Raw genomic sequence first — 18,389 nt, 5'->3', positions numbered from 1 at the left:
GAGTTCGATGAAGGCCTGGTCAACGAATACGCCAGAACCCTGGTTGCCGGACGTGCCAGCCGTGGAACTGCCAATGCCAGAGTCGGCATTGCCGCGGAAGCCGATGAAGCCACGCAGAGCGCCGAGCTCGGTGTCAGTCTTCGTATCAACTTCGAACTGAGCGCGTGTGAACGAATCCCAGTCAGAGGTACCAGCAGCGTCACGACCGAAGTTGGTCTGGAAACGAACGTAGCCGCCGAACTTCAGGCAGGTTTCGGTGCCTGGGATGTAGAAGAAGCCAGTGCCGAAAGCGTCGCAAACGCGGACGTATTCGAGGGGCTCAGGCTCTGCAGCGACGATAGCGTCAGCGGCCTGTGCGCCGGATACTGCTGCGAGAGCCGCAGCGGAGCCGATCAAAAGGCTCTTGATGTTCATGTTGACCTCCAGTCAAGTTTCAAAAAGGGTTTGGGTTCTTTTGCTGAAGGACAGCATTCCCTGCCCCATTCCCATGTATTGAAAACGGACGATCCACCGCCGCGCTTCCGTTTGTGAAAATACTAAAGGATTAAATGCTTGCAATCGGCAAACACCGCAGGACCGAGTTTGCTGGACCGCTTCATTTTTCGATGTTGCTGAAAAAACACATTTTAGTGATCGCTATCGTTCAAAATTTACAAATCTTTAAAAAGCCCAGTCGATTCCGTAGGTTAAAGCCTGAAATCGGCGCTCTAATATTTCAAAAATATGACACTCCGCAACGATTCTTGACTCATGAGCATCTTTCGCTGTCGGGGTGCGGAGCCGACACTGTGAGCTCAGGAACTCCGACTCGCTTGCAGTCGGTGCGTCAATTCGATTCGAATCTTGCCCTGCGTTAGTTTTTCGTCCGCGATCGCGTTAGAGCCGTCAGCACCAGTCAAAATGGGGAGTGATAGCGGGTCTTTTTCATCTTTTGGAGAAAAGCCCTTGCATTCGCATTTTTTACGCAATAATCAGGCGGCACCGGAGAGGTGGCCGAGTGGTCGAAGGCGCTCCCCTGCTAAGGGAGTATACGTCAAAAGCGTATCGTGGGTTCGAATCCCATCCTCTCCGCCATCATCAAAATCCCCACATACCTTTGCTTCTTTGTTGTTGCGGCGCGGAACATTTGTTTTGCCCACTGCGTTACCACCTCGACCAACAGCAAAGGGTGATTTCAAATGGCTCAGACCAAATTGAACGTTGTGGAAGACACAGTCGAGAATCAGATTGCCGAGCTCCGCTCGCAGATTGCATCTCTTTCCAAGTCGGTATCGGCGCGTGCGGGCACACTGTCCGACGATGCATCCGAATTTGTCGATGAAGCCCGTGGCCGCGTTCAGCGCGTTGCTCAGACCGCGGCGCAGACAGTCAAGGCTCAAGGCCATAACGTTGTTGAAGCAGCCCGCGAAAATCCAGGCACGGCAACATCGCTGCTGACGGTGGTCGGCGCGCTCGGCTTCGCGCTCGGATATTTTGTGGCAAATGCAGCCCAGGACCAGAAGAGCAGCAGCTTCTATCGCTGGCGCTAAGAGTGCCTGAGAATTTAGAGGGTGAGGAGGTCATGCCTTTTCACCCTTTTTCCGTTTTTGAACGTAGGGAGAGATCAATTGCAGTTTGAAGATGAAGTCGAAACAGCGCTCGCCGCATTCTCCAATGAGAGTCATATGGCGCGGGAAGATGCGATCAAGAGAATCGTCCGCGAATATCTTATCCGCGAAGGGTTTCTGTTTTCCGGTCAGGAAGGCATCCATCCAGCAAAGTTGAATGCCAGCAACGACGGCTGATCCTAGTAGCTGGAAGCCTTTTTGACATCGCCACCTTTATATCGTGCGCAAAGCGCCCGGATTGCGCTTGAAAACTCCGTAACATCGGCGCCAACGGCAACGAAGGTCGCGCCGAGTTCCAGATAACGACGGTTATATGCCTCGTTAAAGGTCAATATTCCCGCTGCCTTTCCGGCCGCAACGATTCTCGTAATCGCTCCTTCTATGGCTTGCTGGACTTCCTCCTCATCGATTTTGCCGAGATAGCCCATATCTGCGGCCAGATCAGCGGGGCCGATGAAGACTCCATCGATACCCTCCACCTTGAGTATTTCGTCAAGGTTCGAAAGCGCAGCTTTCGTTTCCGCCTGCACCAGAAGACAAAGACCGTCCGAGGCAGTTTCAGCGTAATTTTCGATCGTGTTGAAACCAGATGCCCTCGCAACCACGGCACCCATTCCACGTATGCCGCGCGGCGGATAATGCATGGCAGCGACTAGAGCCTCCGCTTGGGCAACGGTATCGACCATTGGGATGAGGAGCGTACGGGCTCCAGCGTCGAGAAGCTGTTTGATGATCCAGCTTTCGCCGGTCGGCACACGCACCACAGGTTCTGCAGTGGAAGTGGCGAGCGCGCGCAATTGATCAATGATGCTGCGCAGGTCGTTAGGGCCATGTTCGCCGTCGATGACCAGCCAGTCGAAACCGGCGGTCCCGGCAATTTCCGCGGTAATGGCCTCACCCATATCCAGCCAGAGACCGATTTGCGGCTTTCCCTGCTGAATGGCGTATTTGAAGTGGTTGGGAGAAGCGGGCATGGAGCGGTCCTTTACGCCAGAAGAAGTTTCAGATCGGCGGAAGCGTCGGCAAGAACCGTACGGTCAGGCTCCCTCCCCGTATCCAGCAGTTTCTTGCCGCTGACATAGGCCTTAGCGTCGTTGATCGCGTCGACGGCGAGGAACTTGCCCTGCCGGAAGTACCAGATGGAGTAGCTTCCCTCGCGCTGTCCCGGGCGAAGCACTGTTTCGTCATAGCCCGCATTGTAACCGGCGATTTGCAGCTTCACATCATACTGATCGGACCAGAACCACGGCTTCGGCGCATAGGGCTTCTCGTCGCCGGTCAGAACCACGGCCGCAGCCTCGGCCTGATCGACTGCGTTCTGCACGGATTCCAGCCTGACGCGCCCGCCCTCCCACGGCAGCGATGCGCAATCACCAACTGCATGAATGTCGGGGTCTGAAGTGCGCGTGTAGGAATCAACGAGGATGCCATTGCCGCTATCAAGACCAGAATCGCGTGCCAGCCGGTCATTGGGGGTAACGCCGATGCCGACGATGACGAAATCGACATCAAGTACCGTACCGTCGGAAAGCTCGGCAGAGGTGACGTGGCCATCCTTTCCATGAAGCCGCGTCAATCCGGTTTTCTCGATGATGGAAACTCCATTTGCCCGGTGAACATCGCGCATGATGGCTGCCGTATCAGCAGAGGCGACGCGTTGAAGAATGCGGTCTGCCATTTCGATCAGCGTAACGTCCAGGCCGGCTTTCCGGGCAACTGCTGCCGCTTCCAGCCCGATATAGCCGCCACCGATCACCAGCAATTTGCGGCCCGGCTTCATTTCGCCCATCAGGCGGTCTGCGTCACGCTTGTCGCGAACGGTCAGGACGCCATCCAGATCTCCGCCGATTCCCGCTGGCAAAGTGCGTGGCGTTGCGCCTGTGGCCAGAACCAGCTTTTCATAAGACAGCTTGCTGCCATCCTGCATCCGCACGGTCTTGGCCGCGCGCTCGATTTCCTCGACCCATGTGGACAGGCGGATATCGACATCATTCTCGGCAAACCATTCGGCAGGACGAAACTCCAGCCGTTCGAAAGTCATCTCGCCCATCAGGTATTTCTTGGACAAAGGTGGCCTTTGATACGGCAAGACGTCTTCCGATCCGATCATCGTGATCGGTCTTTCGTCTTTTAAGGCACGAAGCTTTGCGCCAAGGGAAAAGGCGGCCTGCCCCGCTCCGACGATGACGAGTCTGCCTGCCATGTACTGCTCCATAGGTCTGTCATGCCAAAGGCGTAACGCTAAGTACGCCCCGCGTCAACTGCAGGGGTGGTGCATCATCCGGCACCACGGGGCCCAATTGCGCCAGCTTGGCGCAACCTTTTGGGAGTAAACACGTTTCTGCACTGAAATCCGGTTCGGTTGCGAAGGGTGCTGTGGCAAAACAGGCCAGAAACGCTTCAATCCTAACGTTTTGATTCAGCCTTTGGCAATGAAGCGGGTGTATGATCAAATCCAGAACAAAAAGGCAATCGGGAGGTTGTCATGGCGCTCAACGTACACATCAATTCGCACGACGCCGTTCCTCAGGATGCAATGTATGAGAAATACAGCGTCGATCGTCCTGGCAAGATAACATTTATCGGCCATCACCTCAGCACGAAGAATACGATGCGCTGCTTAATCCGCAATATCTCCCTTTATGGCGCGGATATCGAGGTTAGCCCGCATCTTGATCTGCCGAACAACTTCTACCTTGAGGTTCTCGGCATAAGGGACGAAATCGGCTGTACGCTCATCCGGCGCGAGGAAGAACAGGCCACCGTTGGCTTCAACATGCTAATCGATGCGGAGTTCCTGCATCACGTGCGTCGGCTGAGCTTCGAAACGGCTCTCTGAAGCAAACCGCCGCTCCACGCAGCGTAAACGCTAAAAGACTTCATAACCCCTGCAATATCTACGGCCCGCCTTGCGCGGGCCAATTTTGATTCTATTGTGTGGCCGTTGTTTCAACGGATAACGGAACTCTCTGAAATGTCCGCATTTTCGCGCTTTACGTCTCTCGCCGCTTCGCTTCCTTCTTCCGTGCCTTTCGTTGGTCCGGAAGCAATTGAGCGTAATCGCAAGCTGGCTGTAAAGGCGCGAATCGGCGCCAATGAGAGCGGTTTCGGCCCCGCTCCTTCGGTCCTTGAGGCCATGAAGCAGGCGGCGTCTGAGACCTGGATGTATGCCGATCCGGAAAACTTCGAACTGCGTGAGGCGCTGGCCATCTATCACGGTGTGTCCCGCGATAATATTGCCGTTGGCAGTGGCGTGGATGGCCTTCTTGGCGAAATCGTCCGGCTGGTGGTGGAGCCGGGAACGCCCGTCGTCAGCTCCTTTGGCGGCTACCCCACATTCAATTATCATGTGAACGGATATGGCGGGCGTCTGGTGACGACACCCTATTTCGATGACCATGAAAATCTCGACGGGCTGCTTGATCTCGTCAAGAAAGAGAACGCGCCGCTGGTCTATTTCGCCAATCCGGATAATCCGATGGGCAGCTGGTGGGAAGCAAGCGAAGTCCTGACCTTCGCCAAGGCTCTGCCTGAAACCTGTCTGCTGGTGCTGGACGAAGCCTATTGCGAGACAGCACCGGAAAGCGCCATCCCCAGTGTGCGCGCCATGATCGGGATGCCGAATGTTCTGCGTATGCGCACCTTCTCCAAGGCCTATGGGCTGGCGGGCGCCCGCGTCGGTTACGCAATCGGCACACTGGGCAATGCGCAGGCTTTCGACAAGATCCGCAATCACTTCGGAATGTCCCGCGTTTCCGTGGCCGCCGCACTCGCGGCCCTGAAGGATCAGGCTTACTTGCGCGATGTCGTCAAACGCATCGCTAATGCACGTGAGCGTATCGCCACCATAGCCCGGCAGAACGGGCTGCGCCCCCTTCCCTCGGCAACAAATTTTGTGGCGATCGACTGTGGGCGTGATGGGGTCTACGCCAGGGCTATCGTTGATGGGCTGATGGAACACGGTGTCTTCATCCGAATGCCCGGTGTGGAACCACTCAACCGCTGCATCCGCGTCAGCGCAGCGCCGGATAGCAAGCTCGATCTTTTTGCCGAGGCGCTGCCAAAGGTTTTGAAGACATTGGGTTGATGAACCCCAAGCGCTCAAGCCAAGCATCTTGCCAACAAAAATAGAGAAACCGCGCCGGCCTTGTTTCTGCCGGTCGCGGTTTGATGTTCAGCGTGGATCTGGCTGTTCCCTGTACGGGGTTATTCTTTTTATGGTCCGGCCAGGACTGGAGGAACCAGCCGGAAGGAATGGCGATCTGTCGATCGCTCTGTCTTTTTGTTGCGCGTCAGTTGCCCCGGCGCGGTATTTTCAGTGTGCGGTCATCCAGTCGCGGGCGGCGCGAAGTGCCGTTGCGAGGTCTGCCTTGGTCATGTTGCGGGCCAGATCGGCGCGCAGCGAAGCTGCCCGTTCCGAACCCTTGATAGCGGCGATGTTGAGCCATTTATGGGCAGCGATGAGGTCCACCGGGCAGCCGCGGCCTGTCGCATAGATCAGGCCGAGGTTGCAGAAGACGTCCGCGCGGCTTTGGCCACCGGCGACTGCCATTTCGATATCGCGAACTTCAAAGCGTGCCATTTTTTTCTAATCCCTGTTTGCCCGTTAGCGTCGTGTCAGCGCCCCTCTTCGGAGGCTTTTTCGGTTCCGGCCTTGCCGTCTTCTGCGGCTTGTTCTGGCCTTTTCCGTCGGCAGATTTGCTCTGCTCTTTCGATGTCCCCACTATGCCAAACGGGCTTCAACGGGCGCTTAAAATCCATGATTAATGGGAGCCAAACAAAGTCCAAACGATTGGTAAAGTTGGGTTTTTGTTAAATATCACAGCCCCCGGAAATTAAGGACTTTGCCGACAATTTTACAAAAAGTTTACGGATGGAATTCAACCCTTTTGTAACCACGTCTCAAACAGGCGTTTTTGCGATGATCGTTTTTACGAGGTCCGGACCGCGAAAAGCCGAGGTTTTTGCGAAGATCCATATTTCCTTTTACGTTCACGTAAACTATAAATTGCGGCGTCCGCGTGAGGAGATGCGGATGCCAGATCTGGCGCGACGTGAAGGTTTGGCCACAGCAGGATTGGGAGGTCCCTATGAAGAGAATGACGATACTTGCCGCTGCCGCGTTTTTGATGGGCAGCAGTGCCTTTGCAGCGGAGGCTATCGAGGGCAACTGGAAAACGGCCAGCGGCGAAACCGCCGTGATCGCCCCTTGCGGTTCAGCTTTCTGCGTAACGCTGAAAACCGGCAAGCACGCCGGAAAACAGATTGGCAAGATGAGCGGCAAGGGCAACAGCTATTCCGGCGAGATCACCGATCCCGCCAATGACAAGACCTATGCCGGCACCGGCACCGTTTCCGGCGGCTCGCTGAGCATGAAGGGCTGCGTGCTGAAAGTTCTGTGCAAGTCGCAGACGTGGTCGCGTCTGTAATCCGTGGACGATGTGGACGGGGCGAGGCTTCGTCCACATTGTTTGAATGAGGCAGCAATGCCGTAAACACAATGAGCGATCTGGACGGTCTTCATATCCAAGATGATGGTAGTTTTTGAAATCCTCATCAAAGCGGCAGCACTCGGCGCGCTCTCCCTGTTGATCCTGCACCAGATCGCGACGCAGGTGAGAGAGTACTATTTCTATAAGCAGAACGGCTGGGATTTTTCCATCGACAGCAATTTGGACAGGCTGAAGATCGATGAGAAGATTACCGTCTACAACCTGAACCTGACCAACTGGGAGCGGTTTTTTCTGTTTCGCCCGTTCTATATCTTTATCATGATTGTACTTTTGGGATTCATGATCTGGGCATCGTTTCAAAACCTGCCGTCCTAGCTGGCGAATGTACAACCCAAGGGTATATTCGCGTTATTTTTCCGTCATATCGATGTAATAAACTCTCTTTAGTTGCCCCGTCTGGAATTGTTCCAAACTGCAAGCCAACGGAGAGCGCCATGACCAACATCGACACAAGCAAGCTAAGCTGGGATGAGTGGGACGAACTTCAGAACCCACCGCCTGCCGTTACCGATTTCGACCGCGTTGTCGAATCGGCCATTTCACGCCGCGGTTTTCTGGGTGGCGTTCTGGCCTTTGGTTCTGCCGCTGCCGCTCTTGGCACACTTGGCAATCTCGCCAGCTCCACCTCTGCCCAGGCACAGGAAGCCTCGCGTTTTCCGTTCAAGCCTGTGCCGGCTGCCACCGACAACACCATCCATGTGCCGGAAGGCTACAGCTGGAAGCCGCTTGCAAAATGGGGCCAGCCGCTGTTCCCCAACGTGCCGGATATCGATCCGGTCAAGGGTGTAAGCCTTGAAAACTCGGACAAGGTTTTTGGTGAAAACACCGATGGCATGGAGCTTTTCGTTGTTGGCAGCCACCAGCTGATCGCGGTCAACCACGAATATGTCAACAACGAAACCAACCTGCCCCATCGCGAAAAGGGAATGCCAGCCAATCTGGACGAGGTGAAGATCCTGCAGCATATGCAGGGTGTTACCGTCATGGAAGTGACTGAAGACAAGGACGGCTGGGAGATCGTCGTCGGCAGCCCGTTCAACCGCCGCATTCACCACAACACACCGATGAAGCTGTCCGGCCCTGCCGCCGGCTCCGAGCTCGTCAAGACGGCAGCCGACCCGAAGGGTATCGACTGTCTTGGCACTTTCAACAATTGCGGCGCGGGCCGCACACCTTGGGGCACCTACCTCACCTGCGAAGAAAACTTCAACGGCTACTTCGGCTCCACCGTGGCCGATTTCAAGATGCCCGACGACTACAAGCGTTACGGCATCGCCGCCGAGACCCGCTACGGCTATGAGAAGTTCGATGAGCGTTTCGACGTTTCCAAGAACCCGAACGAGCCGCGTCGCGCTGGTTATGTCGTGGAAATCGATCCGTCCAACGCATCGTCGACGCCAATCAAGCGTACCGCGCTTGGTCGCATCAAGCACGAGAACGCCGCAGTCGTCGTGGCGCGCGATGGCCGTGTCGTTGTCTACATGGGCGACGATGAGCGTGGCGAGTTCCTCTACAAATTCGTATCCAACGGCATCTACGTGCCGGGTGGCGATACATCGAAACTGCTGGACGAAGGCACGCTCTACGTCGCCAAGTTCAACGATGATGGCAATGGCGAATGGGTGGCGCTGACGCCCGAATCCACCGGCATGAAGATGGATGAAATCTGCGTCTTCACCCGTCAGGCCGCTTCAAAGGTGGGCGCAACCACCATGGACCGTCCGGAATGGGTCGCCATCAACCCTGTCGCCATTGAAGCCTATTGCGCGCTGACCAACAACAGCAACCGCGGCGTTACCAAGGACGGCAAGTTGCGCGCCAATGGCGGCGGCGATGCCATGGCTCTCAACGCCGCAAACCCGCGCGAAAAGAACGAATACGGCCAGATCGTGCGCTGGTATCCCGCAAATGACGACCATGCCGATGGCAAGTTCAAGTGGGACCTGTTCTGCATGGCCGGCAACCCTGATGTTCACAAGGATGCCTATGCGGGCTCGTCCAACATCAATTCGGGCAACATGTTCAATTCGCCCGATGGCATGATGTTCGATTCGACCGGCCTGCTCTGGATCCAGACAGACGGCGAAGACACCAATGAAGGCCAGTATGCCGGACAGGGCAACAACCAGATGCTGGCGGGCGACCCCGTCTCCGGTCGCATCGAGCGCTTCCTGACGGCACCGAAGGGCGCAGAAGTCACCGGCCAGACATGGTCTGCCGACAAGCGCACCCACTTCGTCGGCATCCAGCATCCCGACGCCCCCTTCCCGGATGGCGAAGGCAAGCTGCCGCGCTCGACCGTCGTTGCCATCAAGCGGAACGACAACGCCATGATCGGCTGATCGAGCCTCTCAAATCGGAAAAGGCGCCGTTCACGCGGCGCCTTTTTTGTGTCTGCTAAAAAACCCTCAATGACCCTTCAGAGCCACTGCGTGCCGTCACCGGCCTGGCAGCCATAGGGCGGCAAGACATTGCCGAATGTCTGGTGAAGCTTGTCGCAGCCCCATTTGTTGATCGGCCCCGGCATACGGCTGTTCAGTTCGATGCCGACTTCATTATAGGGGCTGTCCGTGTTGGTGACGTAACCGTACCAGCGGTATCCGACGATCACCACGACGAAGACCAGAATCATCGTCAGCACTTTTATGATTTTCACAGTATTTCCTAACGCATCATATGAATGTCCATCCGCGTCACGCCTCCCGCCGCGCATGAATGAAGGCCGCTTTGATGTGGGCCAGGAGCGTTCCTAGCCTTGAAAACCCGTTTCAGCAACTCACGCCCATGGCTTGATCGGATGTCTGTCGGGAAGGCTCGGCCAGTGTGCGGTTGAAAAGGCATCGACCATCTGTCACCCTCGCCCCGGGGGACTAGTGTTGATTTGGAGGAGTTTTACATGCGTTTGTTTCTGCCTTATGCGCTTTTGGCCAGTTGCTTCATGACCGCGCCCGCCTTTGCCATCGATCTGCCTGCCCAGCCACCCGCAGACCGGCCACTCAACGAATTCGTCACGTCCGTCGAGAAGGATGGATCGATCACCTTCCGGCTTTTTGCACCCTCGGCAAAGGCCGTATCGGTTGTTTTGGGCGCCAACGCACCGGTTGAGATGAAGCGTGCCGAAAGCGGCGTCTGGAGCGCAAGGACCGATGCCCTCAAGCCCAACCTCTACGAATATTACTTCAACATCGATGGCTTCCGCAGCATCGATACCGGCACGAATTACCCCAAGCCGCAGCGGCAGGTGAATACCAGCCTCATTCTGGTGCCCGGCAGCATTCTCGATGTGCGCGATGTGCCGCATGGCGAACTGCGCCTCGTGACCATCCCCTCCAAGGCGTTGAAGTCCCAGCGCGCAACCTATGTCTATACGCCGCCGGGCTACACCGATGCCTCCGAACCCCTGCCCGTGATGTACCTCTACCACGGCTTTGGCGATACGGTGGCCTCGTGGGTGGCACAGGGCCGCGCCCCGCAAATCCTCGACAATCTGCTGGCTGAAAAGAAGATCGAGCCGATGATCGTCGTCATTCCCGATACGGAAGCCGATATCCCGGAGGCGATTGCCGAAAACTTTCCCGGCGCGGAGCGTCGCAAGAACTTCTACCCCATCAACGCCGATGCCATCGACCGCGAGCTGGTGGAAGACCTCATCCCCTACATGAAGGAACACTACAAGGTGCGCGATGATGCAGATGGCCGCGCCGTGGTTGGCCTGTCGCAAGGGGGCTACCAGTCACTCGTCTCAGGCCTGACCCATCTCGGCACCTTCGGCTGGGTCGCAACCTTCAGCGGCGTCACCACCACAACGGTTCCCAACAAGGCCGTCGACGCAGCGCTCGCCGATCCCGACAAGCTCAACAAAACCCTGCGTGACCTCACCGTCACCGTCGGCACCAAGGATGTCGTTACCGGCAAGGACATCGCCGGCCTCAAGACGATCCTGGACGAAAAGAAGATCGTCCACGATTACGTGGAATACAAGGATCTAGGCCACGAAATGGACGTCTGGCGACCATCCTTCGAGGCGTATTTGCAGAAGGTTTTCAGGAAGTAGCAGCTGAGAAAGCATCCGCCGCGTCACGCAAGGGATGAGGCGGATGCTTAAAACAACGCATTGGTGGCCCGGCAGCATCACTGTGAGATTATTGTCGACAGAGTGGAACGAAAAACAGGTATAACGGCGTTCTCTCAAAAAGCGCGCGACTGGCCCTAACCATAGATTTGATGTGAAATTTGGATTTGAAAGCTGCGGTTCCTATTTGATAACTTCGGCCAATGTTTTCTTTCTTGGCAAGCTACCGGATCGGCTATTTTATTAAGGTAATGACGATTGCTCGACGCTCAAAATAATCCGCGATTCATTGCCGCTGCCCTTGCAGCCTCCGACGACTGCATCAAAGTTATCGGGCTCGACGGATCGTTGCAGTTCATGAACGAGGGTGGGCAGCGGGTCATGGAAGTGGACGACTTTTCCCGCTTTAAAGGTTGTCCGTGGCCCGACTTCTGGCAAGGCCAGGGCAACGCCGATGCCATAGCGGCGCTTGATGAGGCACGTGCAGGTCGCTCGGCACGTTTTACCGGCTTTGCCAATACCGCCAAAGGCAACAAGCGATATTGGGACGTGAAGGTCTCGCCGATTGTCAATGATGACGGCCAGATCGACAGCATCCTGTCGATTTCCAGAGACATCACCGCGCTCAAAGCTTTCGAAGACGAACAGATGCTGCTGCGCAATGAGCTTGCGCACAGAATCAAGAATATCCTGGCACTGGTGCAAGCCGTGGCTTCCCAGACGCTAAAGGATGGCGCGGATATGGCCGTTGCGAAACCGGCATTTCTTTCGCGTCTGGCCGCACTCAGCCGCGGCCATGACATTCTCATCAACTCACAGCACAATTCGACCCAACTCAGAGAACTCGCGGTGGCTGTCGCAGCAGAACAGGCAGCCGGACGCGTTGTCTTCGACGGGCCGGACATAAACCTGTCTGCCAAATGCGCGCTTGCCTTGACCCTGGCGTTTCATGAACTGGCGACAAACGCGTTAAAATACGGGGCTCTTTCCAACGACACAGGGATGGTTTCCCTCACCTGGAAAATCCGCTCGGAGTGGGCGCAGCCCACACTTGATCTCGTGTGGGCAGAAAGCGGAGGGCCGGATGTTAGCCTGCCTTCGAGACGTGGCTTCGGCTCTCGAATGATCGAAAAAGCTTTGTCATCCTACGTTGGCGGAACAAGCCGTGTCGATTTCAACCCCGACGGGCTGGTGTTTTCCCTATCAGCGCCGACGTCAAACCTGGCGGAATTTTGACAACACTTATTCTTCCGTTGGCCAACGTCTACCCGTTAACCTCCCTGAACCTCACATGAACCCGTCCCTCAGGGTTGGTTCAGTCCAATCGTGGCAGTGTGGTGTCCAGATTAAGGGACACATCAACGCAGCGGGGAATGGACATGGCAATCATGATACGTCGTTTCAGCATCATCGTGCTTCTGATGGCGATCTTCGCCATGTCTTTTGCAGCATTGGTGGTCAATCCCAACCGCAGTTTCCAGCGCATTAACGTCGGTGCTGCCTACACCTGCCAGCAAGGCTTTTCGAATGGCTGCCACGTGATGCTGTAGGCGAACAGCGCCGAGCTAGGTTCGGCGCTGCAAGTTTTTCAAACGCTCATATTTCTGTCGCTTGCCTGTCGAAATTGGCTCTCTATAATAGGCCATGACAATAGCAAAGCACACGATTCCGCCCCTCGCCTTCATCACGCCCGAGCCATTCGCGCCACGGACCTTCATGGATCCGAAAGAGGCCGTGAGTGCATTGACGGCGCTTTATGAACGCAACACGAATTTCCTCATCAAATCATTTACCGATCTGGCGCAAGGAACACCCATTTCCGGTCGTTACCGCGCCTGCTATCCGCAGGTCAGCATCGAAACATCGAGCTTCGGCCATGTCGATTCCCGCTTGTCCTACGGCCATGTCACCTCGCCCGGCGTCTACACCACGACGGTCACACGACCCCAGCTGTTCAAGCACTATCTGACAGAGCAGCTCGGTCTGCTCATGAAGAACCACAATGTCCACGTGACCGTATCGGAATCGGCAACGCCCATTCCGTTGCATTTCGCCTTTGGCGAAGGCGCGTATGTGGAAGCGGCGGCGGCCTCCGCCATGACGGATGTGCCGCTGCGCGATCTGTTCGATACGCCTGACCTCAACAATACGGACGACCTGATCGCCAATGGCGAATATGATCAGGTGCCCGGTGAGCCTGCGCCCCTGGCGCCCTTTACCGCGCAACGCATCGACTATTCTCTGGCGCGCCTCAGCCATTATACGGCCACCAGCGCCAACCATTTCCAGAACTTCGTGCTGTTTACGAACTACCAGTTCTACATCGATGAATTTGCGGCCTGGGCCCGCAAGATGATGGCGGATGGCGGAGAGGGTTACACGGAGTTTGTGGAGCCGGGAAATATCGTCACGCTGGCCGGGTCCGACAGACCTGAAACGGACATGACCCTGGGCCGTATGCCGCAAATGCCAGCCTACCACCTGAAGAAAAAGGGGCACGCGGGCATCACCTTGGTCAATATCGGCGTCGGCCCTTCCAACGCCAAGACGATTACCGACCACATTGCGGTTCTTCGCCCTCACGCATGGTTGATGGTGGGCCACTGCGCCGGTCTGCGCAACAGCCAGCGGCTGGGCGATTATGTTCTGGCTCACGCCTATATGCGCGAGGACCATGTTCTGGATGACGATCTGCCCGTCTGGGTGCCGATCCCGGCTCTGGCCGAAGTCCAGATGGCGCTCGAAGGCGCTGTCGCGGAAGTCACGGGTTATGAAGGCTTCGAGCTGAAGCGCATCATGCGCACCGGTACCGTCGCCACCATCGATAACCGCAACTGGGAGCTTCGCGACCAGGCGGGACCGGTTAAGCGGCTGTCACAGGCTCGTGCCATCGCGCTCGATATGGAATCGGCCACTATTGCGGCCAACGGCTTCCGCTTCCGCGTGCCTTACGGCACCCTGCTCTGCGTGTCGGACAAGCCGCTGCATGGCGAACTCAAACTGCCTGGCATGGCGACAGAGTTCTATCGCACCCAGGTGGCCCAGCATCTTCAGATCGGCATCCGTGCCGTTCAGAAGCTGGCGGCCATGCAGAAGGAAACGCTGCATTCCCGCAAGCTGCGCAGCTTCTACGAAACGGCCTTCCAATAACACGTCACCATGGCGCTATTTGCGCACACGCACGAACAGCGCCATGGCGGTTCCTATCAGGGACGAGACGATGACAAGCAAGTGGACGTTTACCGCCGCCTGCCCCAGCGATGACAATGCGGCTTGATCCGCCGCCGCACCGAAGCCGATGGCGCCTGCCGTGATGCCGGCGGGATAGGTTCCGACGCCTCCCGGCGCGTGGATCGGCAGGACGGATGACAATTCCCCGCCCAAGGCACCACCAAAGCCCGCAGGCAGGTCGATACCAGCCATCAGCACCAGCACCCAGGCCAGAACGGCAATCTTGACGAACCAGTTAATGATGGTCACGCCCCAGGCGCGAGCAAAGGCGCTGATATCCAGCGGCAAACCGGCTTGCACATCATGGATGATGCTCTTTGCCTTGGCGGGCGCCATTCGTTCAGCGAGGCGAAAGACCGGATGTCTTGCGGCAAAGGCAAACACCGGCAGAAGCAGGAATGAAAGCCACAGCAGCCACATGACGACTGCACTCTTTTCCAGCACCAGTCCAAGCCCGGCTGCAGCCAGCAGGGCGTGGAGATCAAACAGCCGCATGACGAGCAGCGCCGATGTGCCGCGCGCAAGGCGAACGTCGAATTCCTTCTTCATCAACAGTGGAAAGCTGGTCTCGCCAGAGCGGAATGGCAGCATGACATTGAGCAGGTTGTGGATCTGCACCACCCGAAACAACGGCATGAAGTGGCCGCGCGTTTCGCGTGGGAAATAGTCGTAGATCCGCCAGGTTCTCAGCACGTAGGTGCCTAAAAGCAGCGAGACTGCGGCCGCCATGGCCTTGAGGCCCGCTCCTTCCCAAACCGCAAGCACCGAGCCCCAGCCCCAGACAGCCTGAATGAAAATGGCGTAGGCAAACAGAATAAATCCGGTAAAGACAGTCATTCTGTTGCGCGAAAGCCACGAAGCGGCAGTGACATCGGGTCCGTTCATGTGGCTCAGTTGCCTCGTCTGGACAAACATAGCCCCGGGGTCTATCCGGGCTTGCTTGCATATATATCTGCCGTCTTCTTAGGAGAAAGCGCCTGTGTCCACAACTGCCGTAACCGAAAACATCTTGCCCTCGGCAGAGGCGCTGGAGCTCTCTCTTGTCGTTCCCATCTTCAACGAGCAGGAAAGCGTTGCGCCGTTGATCGAACGAATCGTGGAGGCCCTGGCCGCCTTCGGTGCGCCTTGGGAGCTCATCCTCGTTGACGATGGCAGCACGGATGCCACCATTGCCAATGCGAGGGCTTACATTGGTCGTGCCGGTCTTGATCTCAAGATCGTGGCTCTCCAGCGCAATTTCGGCCAGACTGCAGCCATGCAGGCAGGCATCGATGCCGCCAAAGGCCGCCTGATTGCCACGCTGGATGGCGACCTGCAGAATGATCCCAAGGACATTCCCATGCTGGTGGCCGAGCTTGAGCGCCGCGAACTCGATCTTCTGGTCGGCTGGCGCAAGAACCGTCAGGACGGGCTTTTCCTGCGAAAGGTTCCCTCGTGGATTGCCAACCGGTTGATCGGCAAGATCACCGGCGTGCGCCTGCATGACTATGGATGCAGCCTGAAGATCTACCGCGCTTCCATCATCAAGCAGGTCAAGCTGATGGGTGAGATGCACCGCTTCATCCCGGCCTGGGTTGCCGGTGTGGTGCCCAGCACAAGCATCGGTGAAATGCCGGTCACGCACCACGCGCGCCAGTATGGCGCATCGAAATACGGTATTTCCCGCACGTTCCGCGTCATTCTCGATCTTCTGTCGGTCATGTTCTTCATGCGCTACAAGGCGCGGCCCGGCCACTTTTTCGGTTCGCTCGGCCTTGGGCTCGGCGCGCTTTCGGCCGTCATCATGACCTATCTCTTCATCGACAAGTTCATCCTTGGCAATGATATCGGTGCCCGTCCGATGTTGATGGTCGGCGTGGCTCTGCTTCTGTCTTCGGTGCAACTCATCACCACCGGCATTCTCGCGGAAATGATTGCCCGCCTCTATTACCGCGATGAGCAGAACCCGAATTACATCATCGGCAAGATCTACAAGTCGGAGTGACGATCCATGCGCAGGTATCTTTCCCGCAATCCGGAGCTGATCATCACCCTGATTGCGGGCTATTACCTGCTGGCAATCATCGTCCGTCTCGTCCGTTCTCCGGGCCTGGAAATCGACGAGTCGCAGGCCGCGCTCTCGCAATTCTTCCAGTGGGGATACGGCTCGCAGCCACCCATTTATGACTGGCTTCAGCTTGGACTGGCCAGAATATTCGGCATGTCCATCGCTACGCTCAGCATTCTGAAAAACACCATCCTGTTTCTCTGTTGCCTCTTCATCTGGCTGACGACGCGGCTTTTGACAGGCGATCGTTTTCTCAGCGGTGCAGCGGCGCTCGGTGTTTTGACGCTGCCGCCCGTTTTTCTCATGGCGCAAAGGGACCTGACCCATTCGCTGCTAGCCATTCTGGCGGTTGCGCTGTTCCTCTATACGTTTTTCCGCACGCTGCAGCGCCCAAGCCTTGGCGCCTATCTGCTGGCGGGGGTAGCTGTCGGCCTTGGCACCCTATCGAAGTATAATTTCGTTCTGGTGCCTCTCGCCGCCATTCTGGCTGTCCTGCCGGAAAAAGACCTGCGGGCGCGGGTGCTAGATTGGCGCATGTTGGCGGCGGTTGCGGTGTCGGCGCTCATCGTCCTGCCGCACGGTCTGTGGGTGCTCAACCATATCGGACTGGCCACCGGCCAGACGATGGGAGAAATGACAGAGGGCCATGACGGCGTGTCCTTTCATGGGCTCTATGGCGCGCTTGATCTCATCGGGGCGGCGTTGAAAGGCTCCGCAACCACGCTTGCCGTGTTTGCCCTGGTGTTTTTCAAGGATATCCGCCGCATTCTACCCGCCAGCAATCAATGGACCCGCATCACCGGACGCATCCTACTGCTCAGCCTGCTGATCGTTCTGGTTATCGTCTTTGCGCTCGATGTCACCAATGTCAGGCAGAAATGGCTGATCGTCTATCTCGTCCTTCTGCCGCTCTACCTCTGTCTTAAAATCCACGCGGCCGGTGTGGAGGTCGCACCGAAGCTTCCTGGAATGGTCGCGATCACCTCGGCGCTGACGATCGGCGTTCTCATTCTTCTGCTGTTCCGGGGGCTCGTAGCACCCTATTTTGGCCGCACCTCACTTGTGCACATTCCCTATGACGGCTTTGCGCAGGCCGTGCGGCGGGACGGTTTTCCCGAGCCGCAATGCATCATCGCATCAAGTGGGATTGTCGGCGGCAATCTGAAGATACAGTTCCCGAAGGCCACGGTCTTCATCGGCAATCCGGCAACGGATGACGCGCCGTCCAACTGGCCCGCGGGCGCAACCGTTCTTCTGGCGGGCACGGATCTGGAGGGCAATATGCCAGCCAATCCCGGCGCGGAACTCGCCGCCATGGCCGCACGCGCAGCGCTTCCTGCGCCTGCGGATATACGTCACCTCGAAGTGCCCTATTATGGAAACAAGACTGAGAAGAGACACGCCTTCTACTATGCGTGGACTGTCACCGCAGCGAAATAGCGATCAGGCCGGTTTGATCACCGGCTCGATACGGATGGGGAACTTCACCGAATTGGCGATGAAGCATTTTTCGTGAGCCTCCTCATGCAACTCAAGCGCGGTCTGCGGATCGCCCTTGGAAAGGGTAACAACCGGTTTCAGCACCACTTCGGTAAAGTGGCCTGCCCCGTCGCGCGACAGCACCATAGTACCCTCGGGCTCATCCACGTAGTCGGCAACGACAACGCCGGAAACCGCACAAAAATGCAGGTACCAGAGCTTGTGGCAGGCAGAGACAGAGGCGAGCAAAAGGTCCTCCGGGTTCCAGCGCGTCACATCGCCGCGAAAGGCCGGATCGGCCGAGCCATCGATATCTGGCTTGCCTTCAGCGGAAATCACATGCGTCCGGTCATATTCCCGGTAGCCGGAAGTGCCGGTGCCGCGGTTGCCTGTCCACGTGACCTTGATCTTATAGTGATGCTCATGCTCTGCCACGGATA

20 protein-coding genes and 1 tRNA gene are annotated in these 18,389 nt (G+C 57.0%); 14 read left to right on the top strand and 7 right to left on the bottom strand.

Features of this window, described 5'->3' with window-relative positions:
* Positions 1-414, bottom strand: a 414-nt coding sequence (locus ASF69_RS23565) for a porin (RefSeq protein WP_244475427.1), incomplete at its 3' end; no start/stop codon positions are given.
* Positions 415-983: 569 nt separating this feature from the next.
* Between ASF69_RS23565 and ASF69_RS08915 the strand changes: the two genes are divergently transcribed.
* The 3 genes from ASF69_RS08915 to ASF69_RS23350 all read left to right on the top strand — a co-directional run bounded on the left by ASF69_RS08915 (position 984) and on the right by ASF69_RS23350 (position 1,784).
* Positions 984-1,074 (top strand) — tRNA-Ser (locus tag ASF69_RS08915).
* A 104-nt stretch (positions 1,075-1,178) separates the two neighbouring features.
* A complete protein-coding gene (locus tag ASF69_RS08910; protein ID WP_062586926.1) occupies positions 1,179-1,529 on the top strand; it encodes a hypothetical protein in 351 nt (116 codons plus the stop codon).
* A 78-nt stretch (positions 1,530-1,607) separates the two neighbouring features.
* On the top strand, positions 1,608-1,784 hold the full coding sequence (locus ASF69_RS23350) for a hypothetical protein (protein ID WP_200939053.1): 177 nt from the start codon (positions 1,608-1,610) through the stop codon (positions 1,782-1,784).
* Between the two features lie 2 nt (positions 1,785-1,786).
* Here ASF69_RS23350 and ASF69_RS08905 read toward each other — a convergent pair whose 3' ends face one another.
* Both ASF69_RS08905 and ASF69_RS08900 read right to left on the bottom strand, forming a co-directional pair.
* Positions 1,787-2,581: an HpcH/HpaI aldolase/citrate lyase family protein gene (locus tag ASF69_RS08905; protein ID WP_062586925.1), complete on the bottom strand. Its 795-nt coding sequence runs from the start codon at positions 2,579-2,581 to the stop codon at positions 1,787-1,789.
* Between the two features lie 11 nt (positions 2,582-2,592).
* Positions 2,593-3,810: an FAD-dependent oxidoreductase gene (locus ASF69_RS08900; protein ID WP_062586924.1), complete on the bottom strand. Its 1,218-nt coding sequence runs from the start codon at positions 3,808-3,810 to the stop codon at positions 2,593-2,595.
* Between the two features lie 282 nt (positions 3,811-4,092).
* Between ASF69_RS08900 and ASF69_RS08895 the strand changes: the two genes are divergently transcribed.
* Together ASF69_RS08895 and ASF69_RS08890 are read left to right on the top strand one after the other, a co-directional pair.
* Positions 4,093-4,446, top strand: a complete 354-nt coding sequence (locus tag ASF69_RS08895; protein ID WP_062586923.1) for a hypothetical protein — start codon at positions 4,093-4,095, stop codon at positions 4,444-4,446.
* 135 nt (positions 4,447-4,581) lie between these two features.
* Positions 4,582-5,694 carry a pyridoxal phosphate-dependent aminotransferase gene (locus tag ASF69_RS08890; RefSeq protein WP_062586922.1) on the top strand — a complete coding sequence of 371 codons (1,113 nt, stop codon included), beginning with the start codon at positions 4,582-4,584 and terminating at the stop codon, positions 5,692-5,694.
* 228 nt (positions 5,695-5,922) lie between these two features.
* On the opposite strand, the gene ASF69_RS08885 is transcribed toward ASF69_RS08890, so the two are convergent.
* Positions 5,923-6,189: a sel1 repeat family protein gene (locus tag ASF69_RS08885; protein ID WP_062586921.1), complete on the bottom strand. Its 267-nt coding sequence runs from the start codon at positions 6,187-6,189 to the stop codon at positions 5,923-5,925.
* Between the two features lie 508 nt (positions 6,190-6,697).
* Here ASF69_RS08885 and ASF69_RS08880 point away from each other — a divergent pair.
* The 3 genes from ASF69_RS08880 to ASF69_RS08870 all read left to right on the top strand — a co-directional run bounded on the left by ASF69_RS08880 (position 6,698) and on the right by ASF69_RS08870 (position 9,462).
* A complete protein-coding gene (locus tag ASF69_RS08880; protein WP_062586920.1) occupies positions 6,698-7,036 on the top strand; it encodes a DUF2147 domain-containing protein in 339 nt (112 codons plus the stop codon).
* Positions 7,037-7,138: 102 nt separating this feature from the next.
* The gene (locus ASF69_RS08875) at positions 7,139-7,435 is read left to right on the top strand and encodes a hypothetical protein (protein WP_244475426.1); all 297 of its coding nucleotides are present in this window, start codon (positions 7,139-7,141) and stop codon (positions 7,433-7,435) included.
* Between the two features lie 119 nt (positions 7,436-7,554).
* Complete coding sequence (locus ASF69_RS08870; RefSeq protein WP_062586919.1) at positions 7,555-9,462, top strand: PhoX family phosphatase; 1,908 nt, start codon at positions 7,555-7,557, stop codon at positions 9,460-9,462.
* Positions 9,463-9,539: 77 nt separating this feature from the next.
* Here ASF69_RS08870 and ASF69_RS08865 read toward each other — a convergent pair whose 3' ends face one another.
* A complete protein-coding gene (locus ASF69_RS08865; RefSeq protein ID WP_062586918.1) occupies positions 9,540-9,833 on the bottom strand; it encodes a hypothetical protein in 294 nt (97 codons plus the stop codon).
* A 183-nt stretch (positions 9,834-10,016) separates the two neighbouring features.
* On the opposite strand from ASF69_RS08865, the gene ASF69_RS08860 reads away from it, so the two are divergent.
* From ASF69_RS08860 to amn, 4 genes are all read left to right on the top strand, one after another.
* A complete protein-coding gene (locus ASF69_RS08860; RefSeq protein WP_062586917.1) occupies positions 10,017-11,174 on the top strand; it encodes an alpha/beta hydrolase-fold protein in 1,158 nt (385 codons plus the stop codon).
* 276 nt (positions 11,175-11,450) lie between these two features.
* On the top strand, positions 11,451-12,428 hold the full coding sequence (locus tag ASF69_RS08855) for an HWE histidine kinase domain-containing protein (protein WP_062586916.1): 978 nt from the start codon (positions 11,451-11,453) through the stop codon (positions 12,426-12,428).
* 143 nt (positions 12,429-12,571) lie between these two features.
* On the top strand, positions 12,572-12,742 hold the full coding sequence (locus ASF69_RS23245; RefSeq protein WP_162238063.1) for a hypothetical protein: 171 nt from the start codon (positions 12,572-12,574) through the stop codon (positions 12,740-12,742).
* Positions 12,743-12,836: 94 nt separating this feature from the next.
* Positions 12,837-14,342 carry an AMP nucleosidase gene (amn, locus tag ASF69_RS08850; RefSeq protein WP_062586915.1) on the top strand — a complete coding sequence of 502 codons (1,506 nt, stop codon included), beginning with the start codon at positions 12,837-12,839 and terminating at the stop codon, positions 14,340-14,342.
* 15 nt (positions 14,343-14,357) lie between these two features.
* Here the strand turns inward: amn and ASF69_RS08845 are convergent, their stop codons facing one another.
* Positions 14,358-15,308 (bottom strand): lysylphosphatidylglycerol synthase domain-containing protein, encoded by a 951-nt coding sequence (locus tag ASF69_RS08845; protein WP_062586914.1) that lies wholly within the window; start codon positions 15,306-15,308, stop codon positions 14,358-14,360.
* A 94-nt stretch (positions 15,309-15,402) separates the two neighbouring features.
* Here ASF69_RS08845 and ASF69_RS08840 point away from each other — a divergent pair, with 94 nt between their 5' ends.
* Complete coding sequence (locus ASF69_RS08840; protein ID WP_062586913.1) at positions 15,403-16,407, top strand: glycosyltransferase family 2 protein; 1,005 nt, start codon at positions 15,403-15,405, stop codon at positions 16,405-16,407.
* Positions 16,408-16,413: 6 nt separating this feature from the next.
* A complete protein-coding gene (locus ASF69_RS08835; protein WP_062586912.1) occupies positions 16,414-17,910 on the top strand; it encodes a glycosyltransferase family 39 protein in 1,497 nt (498 codons plus the stop codon).
* A gap of 3 nt (positions 17,911-17,913) precedes the next feature.
* Here ASF69_RS08835 and ASF69_RS08830 read toward each other — a convergent pair whose 3' ends face one another.
* Positions 17,914-18,384 (bottom strand): OsmC family protein, encoded by a 471-nt coding sequence (locus ASF69_RS08830; RefSeq protein ID WP_062586911.1) that lies wholly within the window; start codon positions 18,382-18,384, stop codon positions 17,914-17,916.
* Positions 18,385-18,389: the final 5 nt, after the last annotated feature.

It is taken from the genome of Rhizobium sp. Leaf311 (assembly GCF_001423445.1).
In the GTDB taxonomy this organism is placed as follows: Bacteria; Pseudomonadota; Alphaproteobacteria; order Rhizobiales; family Rhizobiaceae; genus Agrobacterium.
This window is presented reverse-complemented; position numbering and strand designations above follow the sequence as displayed.